The organism is Gammaproteobacteria bacterium, assembly GCA_013214945.1.
In the GTDB taxonomy this organism is placed as follows: domain Bacteria; phylum Pseudomonadota; class Gammaproteobacteria; order Enterobacterales; family Psychrobiaceae; genus Psychrobium.
In genome coordinates, this window is the sequence record JABSRT010000008.1 from 146,967 (window position 1) to 163,068 (window position 16,102).

13 protein-coding genes and 1 tRNA gene are annotated in these 16,102 nt (G+C 40.0%); 4 read left to right on the top strand and 10 right to left on the bottom strand.

Annotated features, from left to right (window positions below):
* Positions 1-20: 20 nt before the first annotated feature.
* The 4 genes from HRU23_08085 to HRU23_08100 all read right to left on the bottom strand — a co-directional run bounded on the left by HRU23_08085 (position 21) and on the right by HRU23_08100 (position 3,467).
* Positions 21-1,703 carry a methyl-accepting chemotaxis protein gene (locus tag HRU23_08085; protein NRA54088.1) on the bottom strand — a complete coding sequence of 561 codons (1,683 nt, stop codon included), beginning with the start codon at positions 1,701-1,703 and terminating at the stop codon, positions 21-23.
* A 25-nt stretch (positions 1,704-1,728) separates the two neighbouring features.
* Positions 1,729-1,896 (bottom strand): hypothetical protein, encoded by a 168-nt coding sequence (locus HRU23_08090; GenBank protein NRA54089.1) that lies wholly within the window; start codon positions 1,894-1,896, stop codon positions 1,729-1,731.
* Between the two features lie 327 nt (positions 1,897-2,223).
* Positions 2,224-3,069 (bottom strand): chemotaxis protein CheX, encoded by an 846-nt coding sequence (locus tag HRU23_08095; GenBank protein NRA54090.1) that lies wholly within the window; start codon positions 3,067-3,069, stop codon positions 2,224-2,226.
* Between the two features lie 11 nt (positions 3,070-3,080).
* Positions 3,081-3,467, bottom strand: a complete 387-nt coding sequence (locus HRU23_08100) for a response regulator (GenBank protein NRA54091.1) — start codon at positions 3,465-3,467, stop codon at positions 3,081-3,083.
* 306 nt (positions 3,468-3,773) lie between these two features.
* On the opposite strand from HRU23_08100, the gene HRU23_08105 reads away from it, so the two are divergent.
* Complete coding sequence (locus HRU23_08105) at positions 3,774-4,874, top strand: response regulator (GenBank protein ID NRA54092.1); 1,101 nt, start codon at positions 3,774-3,776, stop codon at positions 4,872-4,874.
* A 384-nt stretch (positions 4,875-5,258) separates the two neighbouring features.
* Here the strand turns inward: HRU23_08105 and HRU23_08110 are convergent, their stop codons facing one another.
* Entirely contained in the window at positions 5,259-6,899 is a 1,641-nt protein-coding gene (locus HRU23_08110; protein NRA54093.1) for a diguanylate cyclase, read from the bottom strand.
* Between the two features lie 281 nt (positions 6,900-7,180).
* On the opposite strand from HRU23_08110, the gene HRU23_08115 reads away from it, so the two are divergent.
* Complete coding sequence (locus tag HRU23_08115; protein NRA54094.1) at positions 7,181-10,603, top strand: PAS-domain containing protein; 3,423 nt, start codon at positions 7,181-7,183, stop codon at positions 10,601-10,603.
* An 83-nt stretch (positions 10,604-10,686) separates the two neighbouring features.
* Here the strand turns inward: HRU23_08115 and HRU23_08120 are convergent, their stop codons facing one another.
* On the bottom strand, positions 10,687-11,343 hold the full coding sequence (locus HRU23_08120; GenBank protein NRA54095.1) for a response regulator transcription factor: 657 nt from the start codon (positions 11,341-11,343) through the stop codon (positions 10,687-10,689).
* A 223-nt stretch (positions 11,344-11,566) separates the two neighbouring features.
* Here HRU23_08120 and nadA point away from each other — a divergent pair, with 223 nt between their 5' ends.
* Entirely contained in the window at positions 11,567-12,631 is a 1,065-nt protein-coding gene (gene nadA, locus HRU23_08125) for a quinolinate synthase NadA (protein ID NRA54096.1), read from the top strand.
* A 103-nt stretch (positions 12,632-12,734) separates the two neighbouring features.
* Positions 12,735-12,822: transfer RNA gene (locus HRU23_08130), tRNA-Ser, on the top strand.
* Positions 12,823-12,843: 21 nt separating this feature from the next.
* Here HRU23_08130 and HRU23_08135 read toward each other — a convergent pair.
* The 4 genes from HRU23_08135 to HRU23_08150 all read right to left on the bottom strand — a co-directional run bounded on the left by HRU23_08135 (position 12,844) and on the right by HRU23_08150 (position 15,261).
* Positions 12,844-14,118 carry a tyrosine-type recombinase/integrase gene (locus HRU23_08135; GenBank protein ID NRA54097.1) on the bottom strand — a complete coding sequence of 425 codons (1,275 nt, stop codon included), beginning with the start codon at positions 14,116-14,118 and terminating at the stop codon, positions 12,844-12,846.
* Complete coding sequence (locus HRU23_08140; protein NRA54098.1) at positions 14,111-14,305, bottom strand: hypothetical protein; 195 nt, start codon at positions 14,303-14,305, stop codon at positions 14,111-14,113. Before HRU23_08140 ends, HRU23_08135 begins: the two co-directional genes overlap by 8 nt.
* Before the next feature lie 356 nt (positions 14,306-14,661).
* Complete coding sequence (locus HRU23_08145) at positions 14,662-14,919, bottom strand: hypothetical protein (protein NRA54099.1); 258 nt, start codon at positions 14,917-14,919, stop codon at positions 14,662-14,664.
* 15 nt (positions 14,920-14,934) lie between these two features.
* Complete coding sequence (locus HRU23_08150; protein NRA54100.1) at positions 14,935-15,261, bottom strand: hypothetical protein; 327 nt, start codon at positions 15,259-15,261, stop codon at positions 14,935-14,937.
* Between the last annotated feature and the right edge of the window lie 841 nt (positions 15,262-16,102).

Genomic DNA, 16,102 nt, shown 5'->3' on the forward strand with positions numbered 1-16,102 from the left:
GCTAAATCTGGATGTTGTAATTAAACGGCAAAGTTATTAACGAGAACTTTCAACTTAGACGACATGACAGCTAAATCGTCACTGGCGGTGGAGGTTTCTTGCGCGCCGATTGCTGTTTGCGATGACATCTCATTAATATCGATAATATTTTTACTTATTTGCTCACTGACTATACCTTGGTCGGTAGCCGCGATAGCAATTTTCTCGCACATCGTACTTATCTGATTGACCGAGGCTGATATTAGGGTGAAAGCTTCACCAGATTTCTTCGCACATTCAACAGCAGTGTTTGTTTGGTTGCGGCTTTTTTGCATCATGGTAACTGCGTCACTGGTCCCAATTTGCAGTTTCTCGATCATCGAATTAATCTCTTTAGTCGATTCTTGGGTTCTAACCGCTAAGGTGCGGACCTCATCGGCGACCACCGCGAATCCACGGCCTTGCTCACCAGCTCGGGCAGCTTCAATGGCTGCGTTTAGCGCCAATAAGTTCGTTTGTTCTGCAATGCCTTTTATCACATCCATTACTGAATTAATTCGGCCACTGTGCTGCTCTAGCTGCTCAATTGTTACGGATGCTAGATCAATTTGGTCGGATAGTTTATTGATTTCAGCGACGGCTGTATCAACGATCTGGCGACCTTCAACTGTTTGATTGGTTGCCTCAACCGCATGGTTGGCTGTTTGGGTGATAATATCAGATACCTCGCGCGAGGTTGAGGTCATTTGATCCATCGCGCTAGAGACTAATTGGGTTTCATTGCGTTGTTGGTCAATGATTAAACTTGTTTGGCTGGTCACCTCTGACATCACTTGCGATGCACTTGATAGTTGACCTGTCACACTGGTGATGTCACCGATCATTGTTCTTAATTTATCGCGCATCGCTTTCATGGCCGATAACAATTGGCCTACTTCATCTTTACTTGTAACGGTTATTTCTTGGGTAAGATCACCAGACGCAGTCACTATTGCGGTATTGATGCCTGTTACAATAAACCGGCTTAACAGTAGACTAAGTATTGTGCCCACAACTAAACTAAAAACACCGATGATTAACAATGTCGTTATAGCCTGTTTTTCGTGAGTTTGTGCGGCTATGGCGCTGTCTTGAGTAAATGATTGGATATTTAATAAAAGAGCTTCACTTGTTTTATCGAGGGTTTCTTCTTCTTCTACCACCTTTTCAATCAAAATATCAGCAGCAGCAGCATCATCTTTGCCTTTGGCCAGTAAAGCAAAGGTTTGATGAACATGTTCAACGTAGCTGTCATGGTCGTGCTCAATTTGTTTAAGCTGTTTTTTAACTTCTGCAAATTTATTGATTAGCGCAATATCGTTGCTCGACTGTGCATGCTGGGTAAATGCTATTGCCTTGGTAATAGCATTTTCTATCACTTTCGTTCCGTGATCAAAATGAGAAATAGTTGTCTTGAATTTTTCCTGGCCATGCTTGTCATTCAACTTGGATCCGTAATGCAGTGAGCGTTCAAAAGATACGGCTTGTTCAAGTTGAGTGACCGTCATTAATGAAATCAGCTTGGTCAATGGAATATCTTCTTCAACAATAGTGGTTAGCTCTTCACCAATTTTTGCCAAAGAGTAGGTGGCATAGCCAAAACTCAGCGTAATTAGTAATAGCATAACCGCGGTATAGCCGAGTAATTTTAATTTTAAAGGCAGGTCTCTAAAGAAATTTTTCATTGATAAATCCTTGGGGAAAAACAATTTAAGTGATAAATACAAATCTACGCAGTTGGGCAAACTCTGAATGTGAGTTAAACCCTGATTGATCTTGGTCGCTAATAAGCAGCGTAAATACACTGATGGCGTTGGTCTTGAAACTAGCGCCAGTTTGTTTAGAATAACGGCAGGGAGATAGTGTGGTACTAATCATACGTAATCCTTTAGTTATCTTTAAACTCATTAGTTTGCACGTTTCAGCTATAACCAGTGTATCAACTGATGAAGGTTGCCGCTGTATAAAATCATCTACTAAACAATAAGATAATGGATATTTCATTTTAATACAAGATTGAGTACGTGAAAATTAGTATCGAAAATTCACATAGACGATAGTTTAAACTTAGCTATATCTCAAAGGCTTAGTTTATTCTGAGTTTCATCATCGCTCACGGATAATTTTGTGAGAGTTGATGCAAAGGCTGATACTGAAATGCTCAACAAATACCATTACTATGGTGGATTGTTGAGCTTAGCCGTTTTAATTATGAAGAAAAAACAAACTGAAGTCTTTTTGCGGTGCTGACATGGTTAAATAAAGAGTACTGTTATATTCGCCCTGAAAATCAGCATTACATGGCTCGATAATTGGCGGATCTAACAACGTCTGATTTTCACCATTGCTAACCAACGCATTGCCAAGAATAATGTTCAGAAATTCACTGACAGCATCAACGTAGACATCTTCCTGATCTGTTACATCAATGCCAAGGAAGTTATTCGCGACTTGCTCCATTAAATCTTTTTCCATGATCCAGCCAACTTTAAGCGGCTCTGGCACATGCATAGTCTGAGAAATAATAAAGCTAGCATTAGGTGGGGTTGGTTTTTGAGTTTCGATCTGCGCTATTTGCAAAGGTATTTTGGGTATGCGGGTAAAATTCTTAATAATAGCATCTAAGGTGTCAGTTATTTGTTGGCAATATTTATGCTCTTTTATTTTACTATCGACCTCTGTTATTGAGGTTTGTTTAAGTTCTGCATGTTCCGCCAGTTCTTGTTGCAATATAGCTTCAGTGATATAGCTTTGTTCGACTAATATTTCACCAAAGAACTTTTTAATTTCTTTTTGAACATGAAATAGCATCGATACTTGCTCTTCAGTCATAAAACCCATCGAGATAGCTAAATCACCAAAGCGGCTATCTGTGCGTTGCTGCTCCATATTTATTTGAACAGCCGCGGCATCACTGATGAATCCTTCTTTGATTGCCAGTTGACCAATCGGAGGGTTTGCTTCTTTCTGAAGTTCGATAGCATTGAGCAGTTGTTTACTGTTTAGCAAGCCTTTTTCCAGTAAGAATTGTCCAAAAAATTTATTTGACATATCTAAATACCTTACGCTTGTTGTTCGGTGGGTAGGGGGAGACTCGCGAAGGCATTCTTGATGCCTTCAATCTCATAAGGTTTTTGCAAGTAAAATTTTGCGCCTTCTCGCAAACAAAATTCTATATCGCCTTGCGAACCTAGAGAGCTACAGATTATTATATTAGCTAGAGGGTCTAACTGAATAAGCTTGGTGAGGGTTTTTTTACCGTCGAACCGAGGCATAACAAGATCGAGTAGTACCACATCAGGTTTTAATTCAACATACCTTTTCAGGGCTACTTTACCATCTTCTGCATCAGCGACAACTTCATGGCCTAAGCTAGTGACTAGGCTTTTAGCAATAATTCGCATGCTCCGCGAATCATCGACTATCAAGATGCGTAATGATGTACTCATATATTTCTCCTTAAATATCGCGCACTAATTCCTTTTATCGAGATAAATATCATATAACAGCGTAAAGAAAAAAGTCTAGTTTATTCTCTATTTAACATTAAATTGACCTGGATCAACTTGGTTTGGGCTAAATTGTGCATTACTAATTTAGTGAGCTTAGATTCAATTGTGGAGCGAATTTAGCGGAAATATTATCATTGTCTTGCTAATATAACTGCCACATGGCTATGATAGCATTACTTTAGTTAAGGGTTTGACACAGGACGCCTTAACAGAGAAAAATTATAATCAAGGACCCTGTTTCTTATGGATAAGAATAAGTCGCTTAACATCTTAATTTGTGATGACTCGCTGACTAACTGCATGATTTTATCAGCGTTGGTTCAAGATAATTTCAAGGCGAATGTTTCGATGGTCACAGATCCTCGCCAAGTTGAAAGCAAGCTTAAATCTGATAACATCTCCTTATTATTCCTCGATATTGAAATGCCATATTTAACCGGCCTCGAAGTGATTGCATTGGTGCGAAAAGAACACAGTGCCGATGTGTTACCCATAGTGATTATCTCTGGTAAAGAGGGGCCTAAAGTTCGCAACGATGCTTTGTCTAGTGGAGCAAACGATTTTATTCGCAAGCCGTTTGATCCGGAAGAAGTCATCTTACGTACGCAAAATATTATTGCAGCTTATCAACATGCTGAACAATTGGCCCAAATAAATGAAAAACTCGAAGAGTTAGTGGTTGAACGGACCCAAGAATTGGCTTTAGCCAATGAAATGCTGATTGAGTCACTGGCTAGAGCCGGGGAATTACGTGATGACAATACTGGCTATCATGTCGTCAGAGTCGGGCTTTATGCTAAAGTCATTGCTCTTGCCTTAAATTTACCAACTGAATTAGTTCATTTGATCGCGATAGCGACCCCACTACATGATATCGGGAAAATTGGTATATCAGACAATATTCTATTAAAACCGGGTCTATTAACTTCCGATGAGCGAAAAATTATGGAATCGCATACCTACCGTGGTGTGCACCTAATTGAAGGCAATGATTCAGCGGTAATGCAAGTTGCCCGTAGCATTATTATTAGTCATCATGAAAAATGGGACGGTACGGGTTATCCCGAAGGGTTTGTCGGCGCAAACATCCCAATTGAAGGGCGGATTGTTGCTGTGGCGGATGTTTTTGATGCGTTAACCACTGTCAGACCTTATAAAAAAGCCTGGACGAATCAAGCCGCAATTGAACTGATTGTCGGTGAATCTGGCAAAGCATTTGATCCAACTATTGTTGAACTATTTATTAAGAATTTTGACCAGATAGAAAAAATTCAAACTAATTTCTCAGACCGAGGTAGCAATGGCTATGAGGTAAGCGGACAAAACACTGAGCAAGTTATGTAATTTATCTTGTATTCTCGCGCTGCGTTAAGCACATGTTGATAAGTGCTTAGCGTGAAAGACCTACCATTACAGCGTAACCCTATCGCTACCCTGGCTGGCTGCTGATGAGATCAGGGGGTGCCTTAGTATACCAAGCGCTAATCCGCGCAATTAATGACGTACCTAACTGTACTCTTATCAAGGAGTCAGGTTATATAGCTAGGTAACCGATTAATGATATATCTCGTAACCGATGAAAATGATAGCTGATCCGTTAATATTGCTTAGCGTTGGGCTTGTACTTAACCATAACTCGATGACATGCCACTATAATTGGAGGCTGTGCTGGCACATAGGCCAAATATAGTGTTTTGGTTCGATACCTGTTGAGCGACTAGCAATGGTTTATTCCACGACGCAGGCAGGCTCTGATAGTACGACTTTATCCCTGCCTGTTTCCTTAGCATGATACAAAGCCTGATCGGCCAGTTTAACTAAATCGTTAATATCTTTACTGTCGTTATCAAACATTGCGACACCGATTGAAGCCGTAATAGGGCCGATATTCATGCCGTTGTTCGAAATTTTTAATTCTTTAATTTTTATCCGTAGATTATTGGCAAACTCAACCGCTTTCGTTGTGGTGGTATCTGAGAGTAAAATGACAAACTCTTCGCCGCCCATGCGGCAGGCAACATGCTCGGTGAGGGTGAGCTTAGCCAACAGAGCACCAAATGTTTTTAAGGCGGCATCACCGGCATCATGTCCATAGCTGTCGTTTAGTTTTTTAAAAAAATCAATATCTATCATTAAAATTGCCATCGGCGAATTTTGCTTGATTGCTCGCGCCAATTCTTTGTCAGCTGTTTCAGAGAAATAACGTCGATTGAACAAGCCAGTTAGAGAATCTTTAATGGCTTGGTTACGTAAATTATCACGCAACTGGAGGTTGGCTATGGCTAACGCGACAGGCTCTGCCAGAGACGTCGCCATTTGACGGTCGTTATCGCTAAATTCATCATTAGGGTTTTCTCGCTTAATATGCATTACACCAAGCGTTTCACCTTGAGCAACTAATGGAATGCAAATGGTGTTAATGTCTGCTAATGATTGAATATCGTGGGTACATTGAATCAACTTGTCATAGGGGCCTTGTGGATGAATATATCCTTTGCGCAGAGCCCAGCAGTCATCTAGTGGGTAGTGACCCAATTCAATCCAATCCTTTTGGCCCCAGGCCATTTTTATTTCAGCGAGATTACGTGAAGAACGGATGACCGATATGCGACCAGCATCGTGATACAACAGCATTTGTGAAAACTTGCCTAATACTTGTTCAATGTCTAAAAATGATTTCGACAAGGTTAACAAGGTCCCGAACTCTTGCAGCAGTAATAACTCAGAGGTTTGCGCTTGTACTTGTTGCTTAAGTAGTTGATAGCGTAATTTCAATCTATTGTTAAGCCAGGTTATAAAGAAAAACCCGCTAATACTGGTAAGCAAGAACAAGGCTATAAAGGTTGGTATGTAATTAATTCTTTGATTTGTTATTTCTTGTTTTTCAAATTTGTCATTTATGCCAACCCGTAATATATAGCCTTGTAAATTAATGGCGACATAGCGCATCTTTTGCGAGATAACTGGATTAAATCGGTTAATGGTACCCCTACCGTCTTTTATTGCTTGCGCTATTTCTGGCTGATCTATTTCATTAGGCGTATTGGTAATTGAGTAACCCGACGCAAGGTTGTCCGCAATAAGCGTACCGTCTGTTGAAAAGACTGAAACGTGGGACAAATCGTTGCTGGTTAAGTTGTCAACTAAACGGTCAAAGTCTGATTTTATCAGTGGAACTTTATTCTCATTAACATAGTTAAGCGCCTGGCTAAGGTATTTAGCTTTATAGCTCAATTCATTAATTGCATTATGGCGCGCATTGGCCGCAATCTGATACTCGTTGATTAAAGAGACCAACATAAATAGTGGTAACGAGATCAGCGCTGGTAAATAGACCACGTACCAACCGCGCTTTATTGCTGCAGCCATTTCACAATTCCATTTGCTTAATATAATTCCAATATAGCAACAAACACAATCGAATAACAACATTTGCACCGGAGAATACTGCCATCAAAGCGAATGATCTTGGTAATAAACTCAGCCGTGTTATGACTAGGAGATTAATATACTTTGCGATGACTATTTTCATTGCGTTAATCTAAACGTAATAAGCATGGCTTAAGTCAGTTTTTCTTTGCATCAGCTTCGTTAAGTTGTTTATGATAGAGCCAATTGATTTTACGCTGTATTAGTTAAGGGAAAGTTTGATGGCACAAGGTAGTTTACTCCCGCTTATTTCGATGTTTTATATCGGAATGTTGTTCTTGATCGCCTGGTTAGGAGACCGCTATTTTGGGCTATTTAAACAGGGCGTGCGAAATACGATTTATGGTTTATCGTTAGCTGTTTATTGTTCGTCTTGGAGCTTTTTAGGCACGGTTGGTATGTCGGCTAATAATTTGTGGTCGTATATCCCTATTTATGCGGCGCCAATTTTATTATTTATCTTTGCTTTTCCACTGTTGACTCGCATTATAAAAATAACTCATGAACTTAAGATCACCTCGTTGGCTGACTTTATTGCTTCTCGTTATGGAAAATCACAAGCATTAGCAGCGACCATCACCTTAATTGCGGTGTTTGGTACCTTGCCATACTTTGCGTTGCAACTGCAGGCGATAGTCAATAGCTTTCAAATCTTTGTCACTCACGACGATGTGCCTACTGGCGTATTGGGTTTTTCAGTGGCCATGATTTTAGCGCTATTTACGGCACTATTTGGTACTCGCAAGCTCGATGCTACAGAACACCACCCTGGTTTGATGTTAGCTATCGCCTTTGAGTCGTTAATTAAGCTTTTTGCCCTGTTAGCCATTGGCGCTGTCGTTACTTGGGGTTATTTCGATGGCTTTAGTGATATTTGGCAACAAGCTGAGCAACGCAATTTATTGGCAAATGATCAAAGCCTCGCTAACTGGATGGGCATTGTTTCACAAACATTAGTGATGATGGCGGCTTTTCTTTGTATGCCGCGTGAGTTTCATAACATGATGGTTGAATGCGACGATCCCGAGCAATTAACGCAAAGTCGTTGGATCTTTCCGGGTTATTTGGTGTTGGCTGGTTTGTTTGTCTTGCCGATAGCGTTGGCAGGTAAGTTGGTGTTAGACCCGTCGATTTCAGCAGATACTTACGTTATCGCGTTACCACTGGCATTAGGTTACGACTCGCTCGCACTGTTTGGTTTTTTGGGCGCGGTGTCTGCGGCTACTGGCATGGTTATCGTCGCGGCATTAACTATCTCTTTTATGGTCAGCAACGAGTGGGTGATGCCGGTATTATTACGCACAGGCTATATTGAGCGCCGTGATTTTTCCCAGTTTAGTCAAAGTATTTTGTTTATTCGCAGGATTGTGATATTCGCGATGCTGGCATTAAGTTGGTTATTCTATTGGCGAGTTTCATCGGGGGGATCGCTGGCTAATTTAGGCCAAATAGCCTTTGGAGTATTCACTCAAATATTACCTGGTCTTATTGGTGCGGTTTATTGGAAGCATGGCAACCGAAAAGGCGTGTTTATTGGCTTAATCGCGGGATTGTCTCTGTGGTTTTATGCATTGTTACGACCTGTCAATGGTCAGTTTGAATCGTTGAATTCGGTGATATTAAACGACAGTCTTGAGCTAAATTATAACTGGATGCTGGCTAGTCTTATTATTAACATGCTGTGCTACATTTGGGGATCCTTGATATTTCGCTCTGGCGTTCGTGAGCGAATGCAAGCTGGTTTGTTTGTCGACCGATTAAATCGGCGCAAGGCGATTAAGGGAGCTGCGGTTTCGCAACAAGAATTGCTGATGTTAGCGGGGCGTTTTATTGGGCCAGAAAAAGCGTTTGACAGTTTTATTGACTTTGACTCAGAATTTATTGCCCACAATAATTGGGACAAAGCGGCTAAAACCCCACTAATTGTCCACACTGAATTGTTATTGTCTTCAGTGATAGGTACGTCGTCCGCATCATTAGTCATGCACTCGGTGCTTGAAGGTCGCGATATGCCGTTGGATGACTTAGTTAACTTAATTGATGATGCGTCATCGAAAATATTGGTTAGTCAAAAGTTAATGCAAGGCGCCATTGAACATGCTAGCGAAGGCATGAGTGTTATCGATGATCGTTTTAACTTGATGGCGTGGAACCAAAGATATGTTGAATTATTTAATTACCCGCCAGGTTTTTTGAACGTAGGCAAACCAATTGTCGAGCTAATTCGATTTAATGCTTTGCGTGGTTTTTGCGGCCCAGGAGATGTTGACGCCCATGTTGTTCGACGAATGGAGCGGGTGAAGCAAGGGGTATCCTATTATTTTGAACGAACTCGTCCTGACGGTAAAGTGATCAAAATGCAAGGTAACCCGATGCCGGATGGTGGCTTTGTTACCACATTTTCTGACATCACCCAGTATCGTGAAGTTGAGCGTGAATTAATGCGGGCAAAGTCAGAGCTTGAAGCGCGTGTTTTGGCTCGAACCATGGAATTGTCGATGGCTAATGAGCGGTTAATTGAAGCTAAAAATAATGTTGATCAAGTTAATTTAAGTAAAACACGGTTTATGGCGGCCATTGGCCACGATTTAATGCAACCACTTAATGCCGCACGTTTGTTTACCGCGTCATTGTTGCAACAAGAACATAGCGATCCGAAAACACGCGAAACAGTGAGCCATATTGCTGACTCATTAAAAGCGTCGGGTCAATTGTTGGCCGATTTGCTCGATATTTCAAAATTAGAATCGGGGGCCATTGAAGTCAATAAATCGAGTTTTGCTATTTCGCAATTGCTTAATAACTTTAATGCCGAGTTTGGTGCGATGGCCGCCGATTACTCGGTCACCTTTAAAACGGTTAATTCTTCATTAGTGGTTCACAGTGATATCAATCTACTGCGCCGGATAGTCCAAAACTTTCTAACCAATGCGTTTCGCTATGGCTGTGGCGCGAAAGTGTTATTAGGCTGTCGGCGTATTGGTGAAAATGTAAAAATTGAAGTTTGGGACCAAGGCAAAGGTATTCCAACTGATCAGGTCGAAGATATCTTTGTTGCATTTAAACGGCTTGAAAATAGCTCAATTTATGACAAAAATGGTTTGGGTTTAGGCTTGGCTATTGTCGACAAAATAAGCAAGGTATTGGAGCATCCGATTGGCCTAGTCTCTGAAGTTGACCGTGGTTCGGTGTTTAGCATTACGGTGCCCTTAGTCAGAAATTTTGTGCCGCAGGTTGTCACTCCGATGCCTAGCATTGGTAATTCTGGCCTGTCTGGGGTTCGAGTGTTATGCATTGATAATGAAGAAAAAATATTAGTCGGTTTAGAATTGTTACTTGAACGCTGGCAATGCGAAGTGCTGTTAGCCAAAAGTTTAGAGGAGGCGATTGAGCTGCTTGATAATAGTGAACAATTGCCTGATATTATGCTTGCCGATTACCATTTAGATGACCAAGCTTCAGGATTAGATGCGATGGATGCGTTACGTCAACGTTACAATTTTGAAATTCCAGGGGTATTGATCACCGCTGATACCCGAAAGCAATTAGTGGAAGAAGTCGAAGGTAAAAACTATCGCTATATGGCGAAAATGGTCCGTCCTGCCGCATTAAGAGCGGTGATTTCGAGCTTGGTTAATAACTGATAAAACGACAAACGCCTCAATAATGAGGCGTTTGCAACAACAAGCTGCTAGTTGATTAAATAAAGCGGTAAAATAGACTTGTGTTATTTAATCGGTAGGCTACTGACTTCTAGTTGTTGTAATGCAATAACTGCTTGGGTACGGTTACGCACGTCTAGCTTTCTAAAGATAGCCGTTGCATGCGCCTTGATAGTCGCTTCTGACACGCCTAAATCATAAGCGATTTGTTTATTCAACAAACCTTCGCCAAACATTTGCAGTACTTTATATTGCTGTGGGGTTAAATCAGCCAGCTTATTACCAAAACAGTTGTTATCATCAATGATTATATCGCTTGGTTTGATACCTTCTGGTAGCCATACTTCACCAAGCAATACTTGCTCAAGCGCCGTTGATAAGCTGTCTAATGATGCCGATTTTGGGATAAAACCGCAGCTACCGTAGTGCATCGCTTTAGCAATTGTTTCATTGTCTTCGTGGGCAGAAATAACCACCACTGGGATCGCTGGGAAATGGCTGCGTAAATGAATCAGAGTTGAGTAACCGTGTGAGCCAGGCATTTCTAAATCTAAAATCACAAGATCGATCAAATCATTTTCGGTGATTGCATGCTGTAACGAGGCGGCCGACTCAGCTTCTAACCATTTAGCACTAGGGTAAGATGCCTCTAAGGCTTGCCTTAAAGCATTTCTGAATAAAGGATGATCATCGGCAATTAAAATTGTAAGATTGTCTGACATTGCGTACTACCTATTATTGTATTAGTTTTTAGTCACCCCTCCTTTATAACAAGATCTCAGCTAAACATGAATATATATTATGGTTATTTTAATATTTATTGTGTAAAAATAGCATGATAGCTAGATATGTTGGTAATAGCAGACAAAAATTATGAAAATAGCGGCGATTCGCTTATAATCTCTCGAATTATTATTGTAAAGACCTGCCTAGGTAGAGAAGTTGATGTCAGACATGCCAACGATTATGGATTTAAGTTATCCTTTTCCCGCAAAACCAGTGCCATTAAGCAATGCGCAAAAAGAAAATCATAAAGTTAATATTAAACGTTTGCTAAAAGAGCAAAACGCCGCGTTGATTGCACACTATTATACCGATCCCGAAATTCAAGCCTTGGCAGAAGAAACGGGCGGTTGTGTTTCTGATTCGCTTGAAATGGCACGATTTGGCGCTGAACATCCAGCAAAAAAATTAATCGTCGCTGGCGTTAAATTCATGGGCGAAACGTCTAAAATCCTCAGTCCTGAAAAAACAGTATTAATGCCGACGCTTGAAGCGACTTGCTCGCTAGATGTTGGCTGCCCAATTGATGAATTTAGTGCCTTTTGTGATCAACACCCCGACCGTGTCGTGGTGGTGTATGCAAATACTTCAGCCGCTGTTAAAAAGCGCGCTGATTGGATTGTTACTTCAAGCATTGCATTAGAAATTGTTGAACATTTAGATGATCTAGGCAAAAAGATAATTTGGGGACCTGACCGCCATTTAGGGGGTTACATTCAGCGTGAAACCGGTGCCGACATGTTGTTATGGCAAGGTGACTGCATTGTTCATGACGAATTTAAAGCCAAAGCGCTAAAAGACATGAAAGCGGTTTATCCCGAGGCGGCAATATTGGTGCATCCAGAATCACCAGAAAATATTGTGGCGCTTGGTGATGCAGTTGGCTCAACGAGCCAGTTAATTAAAGCCGCGCAAGACATGCCCAATGACACATTTATTGTCGCGACAGACCGCGGTATTTTTTACAAAATGCAGCAGTTAATGCCTAATAAAACATTCATCGCGGCACCAACAGCAGGTGAGGGCGCAACGTGTCGCTCATGTGCTAATTGTCCTTGGATGGCCATGAACGGTTTGGCGGCAATTGAAAATGCGCTAACGGCCAATGAGCTATCGCAGCATGAAATTTTTGTTGATGAATCTCTACGTGAAGGCGCATTAATACCACTGCGCCGGATGCTTGATTTTGCGGCCGAGTTAAAGTTAAAAGTGAAAGGAAATGCTTGATTTGTAGTCACTTGAGCTTACAAGCATTGCTTTAGTTCAGTGATTACCATATTATAGCGCCACTTCGCAAAGCTAAGTTTACTTGGCATGCCACAAATTATTTGGTGAGTTGTCCGAGTGGCCGAAGGAGCACGCCTGGAAAGCGTGTATACGGTAACGTATCGTGGGTTCGACTCCCACACTCACCGCCATATTAAATGAAGGCAAATCAATTAGTTAAGTTGGTTTGCCTTTTTATTTGGATCGCTATTGGATCGGTCGTAACTAACGTCAATCAGATTTGAGACCCGCTTCGACATATCAGGTACTTCTTCTGTCATCCATTTGCCATAGTGTTTTTCTATCATCTTGATAGATGTATGTCCCATTTGCGTGGCTATCCAACGCTCATTAACCCCTGCGGTCAAAAGTTGGCTAGCGAATGTATGGCGAGCTTGACTTGGACCTCGGTATCTTACTTTGGCTTTTCTTAAGTGACTGCTAAAAAACCTATCTCTAAACGTTCCTTCATTTGCGTGAGCTTTAAAATTGTTGCTGTTAAGGAACACTATTTTCACTGATTCTTTTTTTAGTGTCTTGTTGTCGCGTTGTAATACTTTAATTTCGGTTGATGCCGCCATATATGAATGTTGCATTTGAGCCTTCAAAATATCGATGGCTGGATCTAATAGTTCAATCCAGCGTGTACTCCCGTTGTTCTTTGTTTCTTTGTATTTTCCTTTTACACTGGCTCTGTTGATTTTTATCCGCCACTTAATTATGTCAACGTCTTCCCATGCTAAGGCTAATAACTCTGATGATCTTAAACCTGACCAACAGTTAAAAATAAATGCATTTACTTCCTGTACGCGGTGGGTAGGGGTAGCAGAAATTAGTTTTATTTCTTCTTTTGTAAAGGGATCTGGCTCGCTTGTGATTACAGGTTTGTTGTCGACGAAATTAAGCGGATTATGATCTATAATTCTGTCATTAAAGGCATCGTTAAAGATACCTCTCAGAGGGATTAAAATTTCATTTATAGTTTTATTTCTTAAGTTAGCAAGATCTACAGTTGTCCATATTTTAATTTCAGTTTGTTTTATAACGTCAAGCTTCCTATCCCCCCACTTGGGGCGAATATGACACTTGACGTTAGACTTGTAACTTACATAGGTGCTGTGAGCTGTTTCTTTTTCTTTTATCAATAACCATGCATCTAACGCTTCATTGATGGTTGGAATTGTGCTGCATTGCCCTGAAAAAATCCGAGCCTTCTTACTTCCACTAAAGTGATTTGCATAGTTAAATTTATTAGTAGCTATCTCATGTAAAATAACGGTGCGTTTGTTGCTCGCAAACTTTATATTATTTTTAGAAGGTATAATCCCCTTTAGGGCTTCAAAGCAGCGCACCCCGCGGTAATAAAAACTTATGCGTATGCGTTTCCCATGAATGCTCACCCCCTCAAATTCTTGAGCATATTCTTCTAATGTTGTTAGTTTATTCATAGCCATGCTCCAAAAATTCATCTAATCGCTCGTAGTTGAAATAAATTACGTTATCAGGGGCTTTACGCCAGTGTACGCCTTCGACTAATACACCACGCTCTCTTTTCTTTTTAAGCGCACCAACAGTTATCCCTTTTAGGTCTTCGATTTTTTTGGCTTTGACCCAGCCTAGTTTTATAAAATTCATATAGGCTCTCCCTTGGGACAAGTAACGGGAAATGATGGTCTTAGCGGTGTTATATTTTTTGTGTTTTTAACATGTCTCAAGTAAATAACATCTGACTTTGAATTGCCAGGCGACAGTATTTGTTTTTGTTTTATATTTTTCATATCCAAACCTTTTTATAATTTTTATATAGGAAGGGACAGAGCAATATTTAATTGATTGTCACCTTCCTGCTTTGCTTATTTTTTTGATTTGTAAAAGCTCTCACTTTTCCAATTCCTTTTTGTTCTGTTATAAGTTGTTGTTTAATATTAATTTTTATGTAGCTTTGCTTCCTCCCGTTCTAAATTGTTAATAGCTATGCTATTAACTTGTTTTTAATGATCTTCAATATCTATGAAGTTATGCTCTCTTAACCATTTCAAAGCTCTATCTTGCGAAGCATTGCTGTAATCAGGTTCTTGACATATAAATAACAATCTAATGATAAGTTTTTTGTTGCTCATATCTAAGCCACTAGATCCTTCAAGCAAACTCACGCCATAGAAGGTGTTGCACGCTGAAGCTAAGCCATTTGCTAGAGTGCGACTGCCACTTTTTTCTATTTTTTTTATTACTTCATCTATTAACAGCATTTTTTTTCTCCTTTTTTAAGCTGGCATATTTAGTAAAAAATTAATTTTTGTTTCAATTTTAGATTTCGAACAGGAATGAAATCTTTTATTAAAAAAAATGTAATACCGTTTGCATTTTGCTATATGGATAAGTGTCTTTTTATTTGGACATACGTCAGGTTTAAAGACGTATCCTTCATAGATGGATAAACCACATAACAATTCTGTTTTTGATTTAGTATCAACACATGCCACGCCGTTTACACGGCGCAAATATGGTGAGTCGATGCTGATGCTCTGTAACGCCCGATCAGAAGTGTTTTCTCGTGTGAAAGCTTTAAATAATTTGATTGTATTGTTCATAATGTTTCCTTATTTTTAGATGTAGAAGTTTGTCCTAACTGAATAGGATATTTTTTAAATTAGAATTAAGTGAGTCAATTAAGACTCGGAAATTAGCTAGAAGCTAAATTAATTAGTGATTTTTTAGACTGGTGGTTCTGGCATTTTATTTTCCTTCTTTTTGTTTTTATCTGGTGAAGGTGAGCAACCAGATTTAATTCTAGTTTTTCACCACTGTTTTATATTTTTATTTGAGACAAACATCTTATTTAGCTCAACAAACCAATTGGTTAACATTTAAACTTAAAAATATTACCTGTTATGCTTGACAACGGGGATAAGTATATCAGTTGAAATAAAAAAAGGAATTTACAAACTTTCTAATTTGTGGTACGGGGTGAAATAAATTTTAACACACTGAAATTTAAGGGAATATATTTTGAAAAACTTTTGAGGATGGGGGTTGCGGTATGTTTTAACAGTTTTAAAATGAAAATTTCATTATTTTTTTATCATTTGCCCTTGAATGTTTTTCAAGGAGTGGTAAATAATACTTATGAGTAATCATCAATTGATGATTGGAAACAGGTTTTCCTATTCTGTGAACTATGCGTCCCTTGCTATATAGGCAAGTGCCTCGAATCATAGCAGAGTAGCTCTAGGGCAAGATTGAATACAGACAAAGCTCAGGGTAGGGAAGAGTAGATTTGGTATCGCTAGTAACCCATAAACGGGTAAAAGCAGCCAGAGATACAACGGGACACCCGTCTGTGTGAGCATAATCTCACGAACCCGTTTACCTGTCATTGTTATGAGATGCAGGTCAAGAACTCTTTAGGATTAACCAGTACTATCTTATGCT

What these genes read in the sequence shown, in the direction of transcription:
- HRU23_08100 (NRA54091.1), bottom strand. Translation starts at nt 3,467, where the DNA reads ATGAGTACATCATTACGCATCTTGATAGTCGATGATTCGCGGAGCATG.
- HRU23_08110 (NRA54093.1), bottom strand. Translation starts at nt 6,899, where the DNA reads ATGGCTGCAGCAATAAAGCGCGGTTGGTACGTGGTCTATTTACCAGCG.
- HRU23_08150 (NRA54100.1), bottom strand. Translation starts at nt 15,261, where the DNA reads ATGAACAATACAATCAAATTATTTAAAGCTTTCACACGAGAAAACACT.
- HRU23_08090 (NRA54089.1), bottom strand. Translation starts at nt 1,896, where the DNA reads ATGATTAGTACCACACTATCTCCCTGCCGTTATTCTAAACAAACTGGC.
- nadA (NRA54096.1), top strand. Translation starts at nt 11,567, where the DNA reads ATGTCAGACATGCCAACGATTATGGATTTAAGTTATCCTTTTCCCGCA.
- HRU23_08140 (NRA54098.1), bottom strand. Translation starts at nt 14,305, where the DNA reads ATGAATTTTATAAAACTAGGCTGGGTCAAAGCCAAAAAAATCGAAGAC.
- HRU23_08120 (NRA54095.1), bottom strand. Translation starts at nt 11,343, where the DNA reads ATGTCAGACAATCTTACAATTTTAATTGCCGATGATCATCCTTTATTC.
- HRU23_08145 (NRA54099.1), bottom strand. Translation starts at nt 14,919, where the DNA reads ATGCTGTTAATAGATGAAGTAATAAAAAAAATAGAAAAAAGTGGCAGT.
- HRU23_08105 (NRA54092.1), top strand. Translation starts at nt 3,774, where the DNA reads ATGGATAAGAATAAGTCGCTTAACATCTTAATTTGTGATGACTCGCTG.
- HRU23_08135 (NRA54097.1), bottom strand. Translation starts at nt 14,118, where the DNA reads ATGAATAAACTAACAACATTAGAAGAATATGCTCAAGAATTTGAGGGG.
- HRU23_08115 (NRA54094.1), top strand. Translation starts at nt 7,181, where the DNA reads ATGGCACAAGGTAGTTTACTCCCGCTTATTTCGATGTTTTATATCGGA.
- HRU23_08085 (NRA54088.1), bottom strand. Translation starts at nt 1,703, where the DNA reads ATGAAAAATTTCTTTAGAGACCTGCCTTTAAAATTAAAATTACTCGGC.
- HRU23_08095 (NRA54090.1), bottom strand. Translation starts at nt 3,069, where the DNA reads ATGTCAAATAAATTTTTTGGACAATTCTTACTGGAAAAAGGCTTGCTA.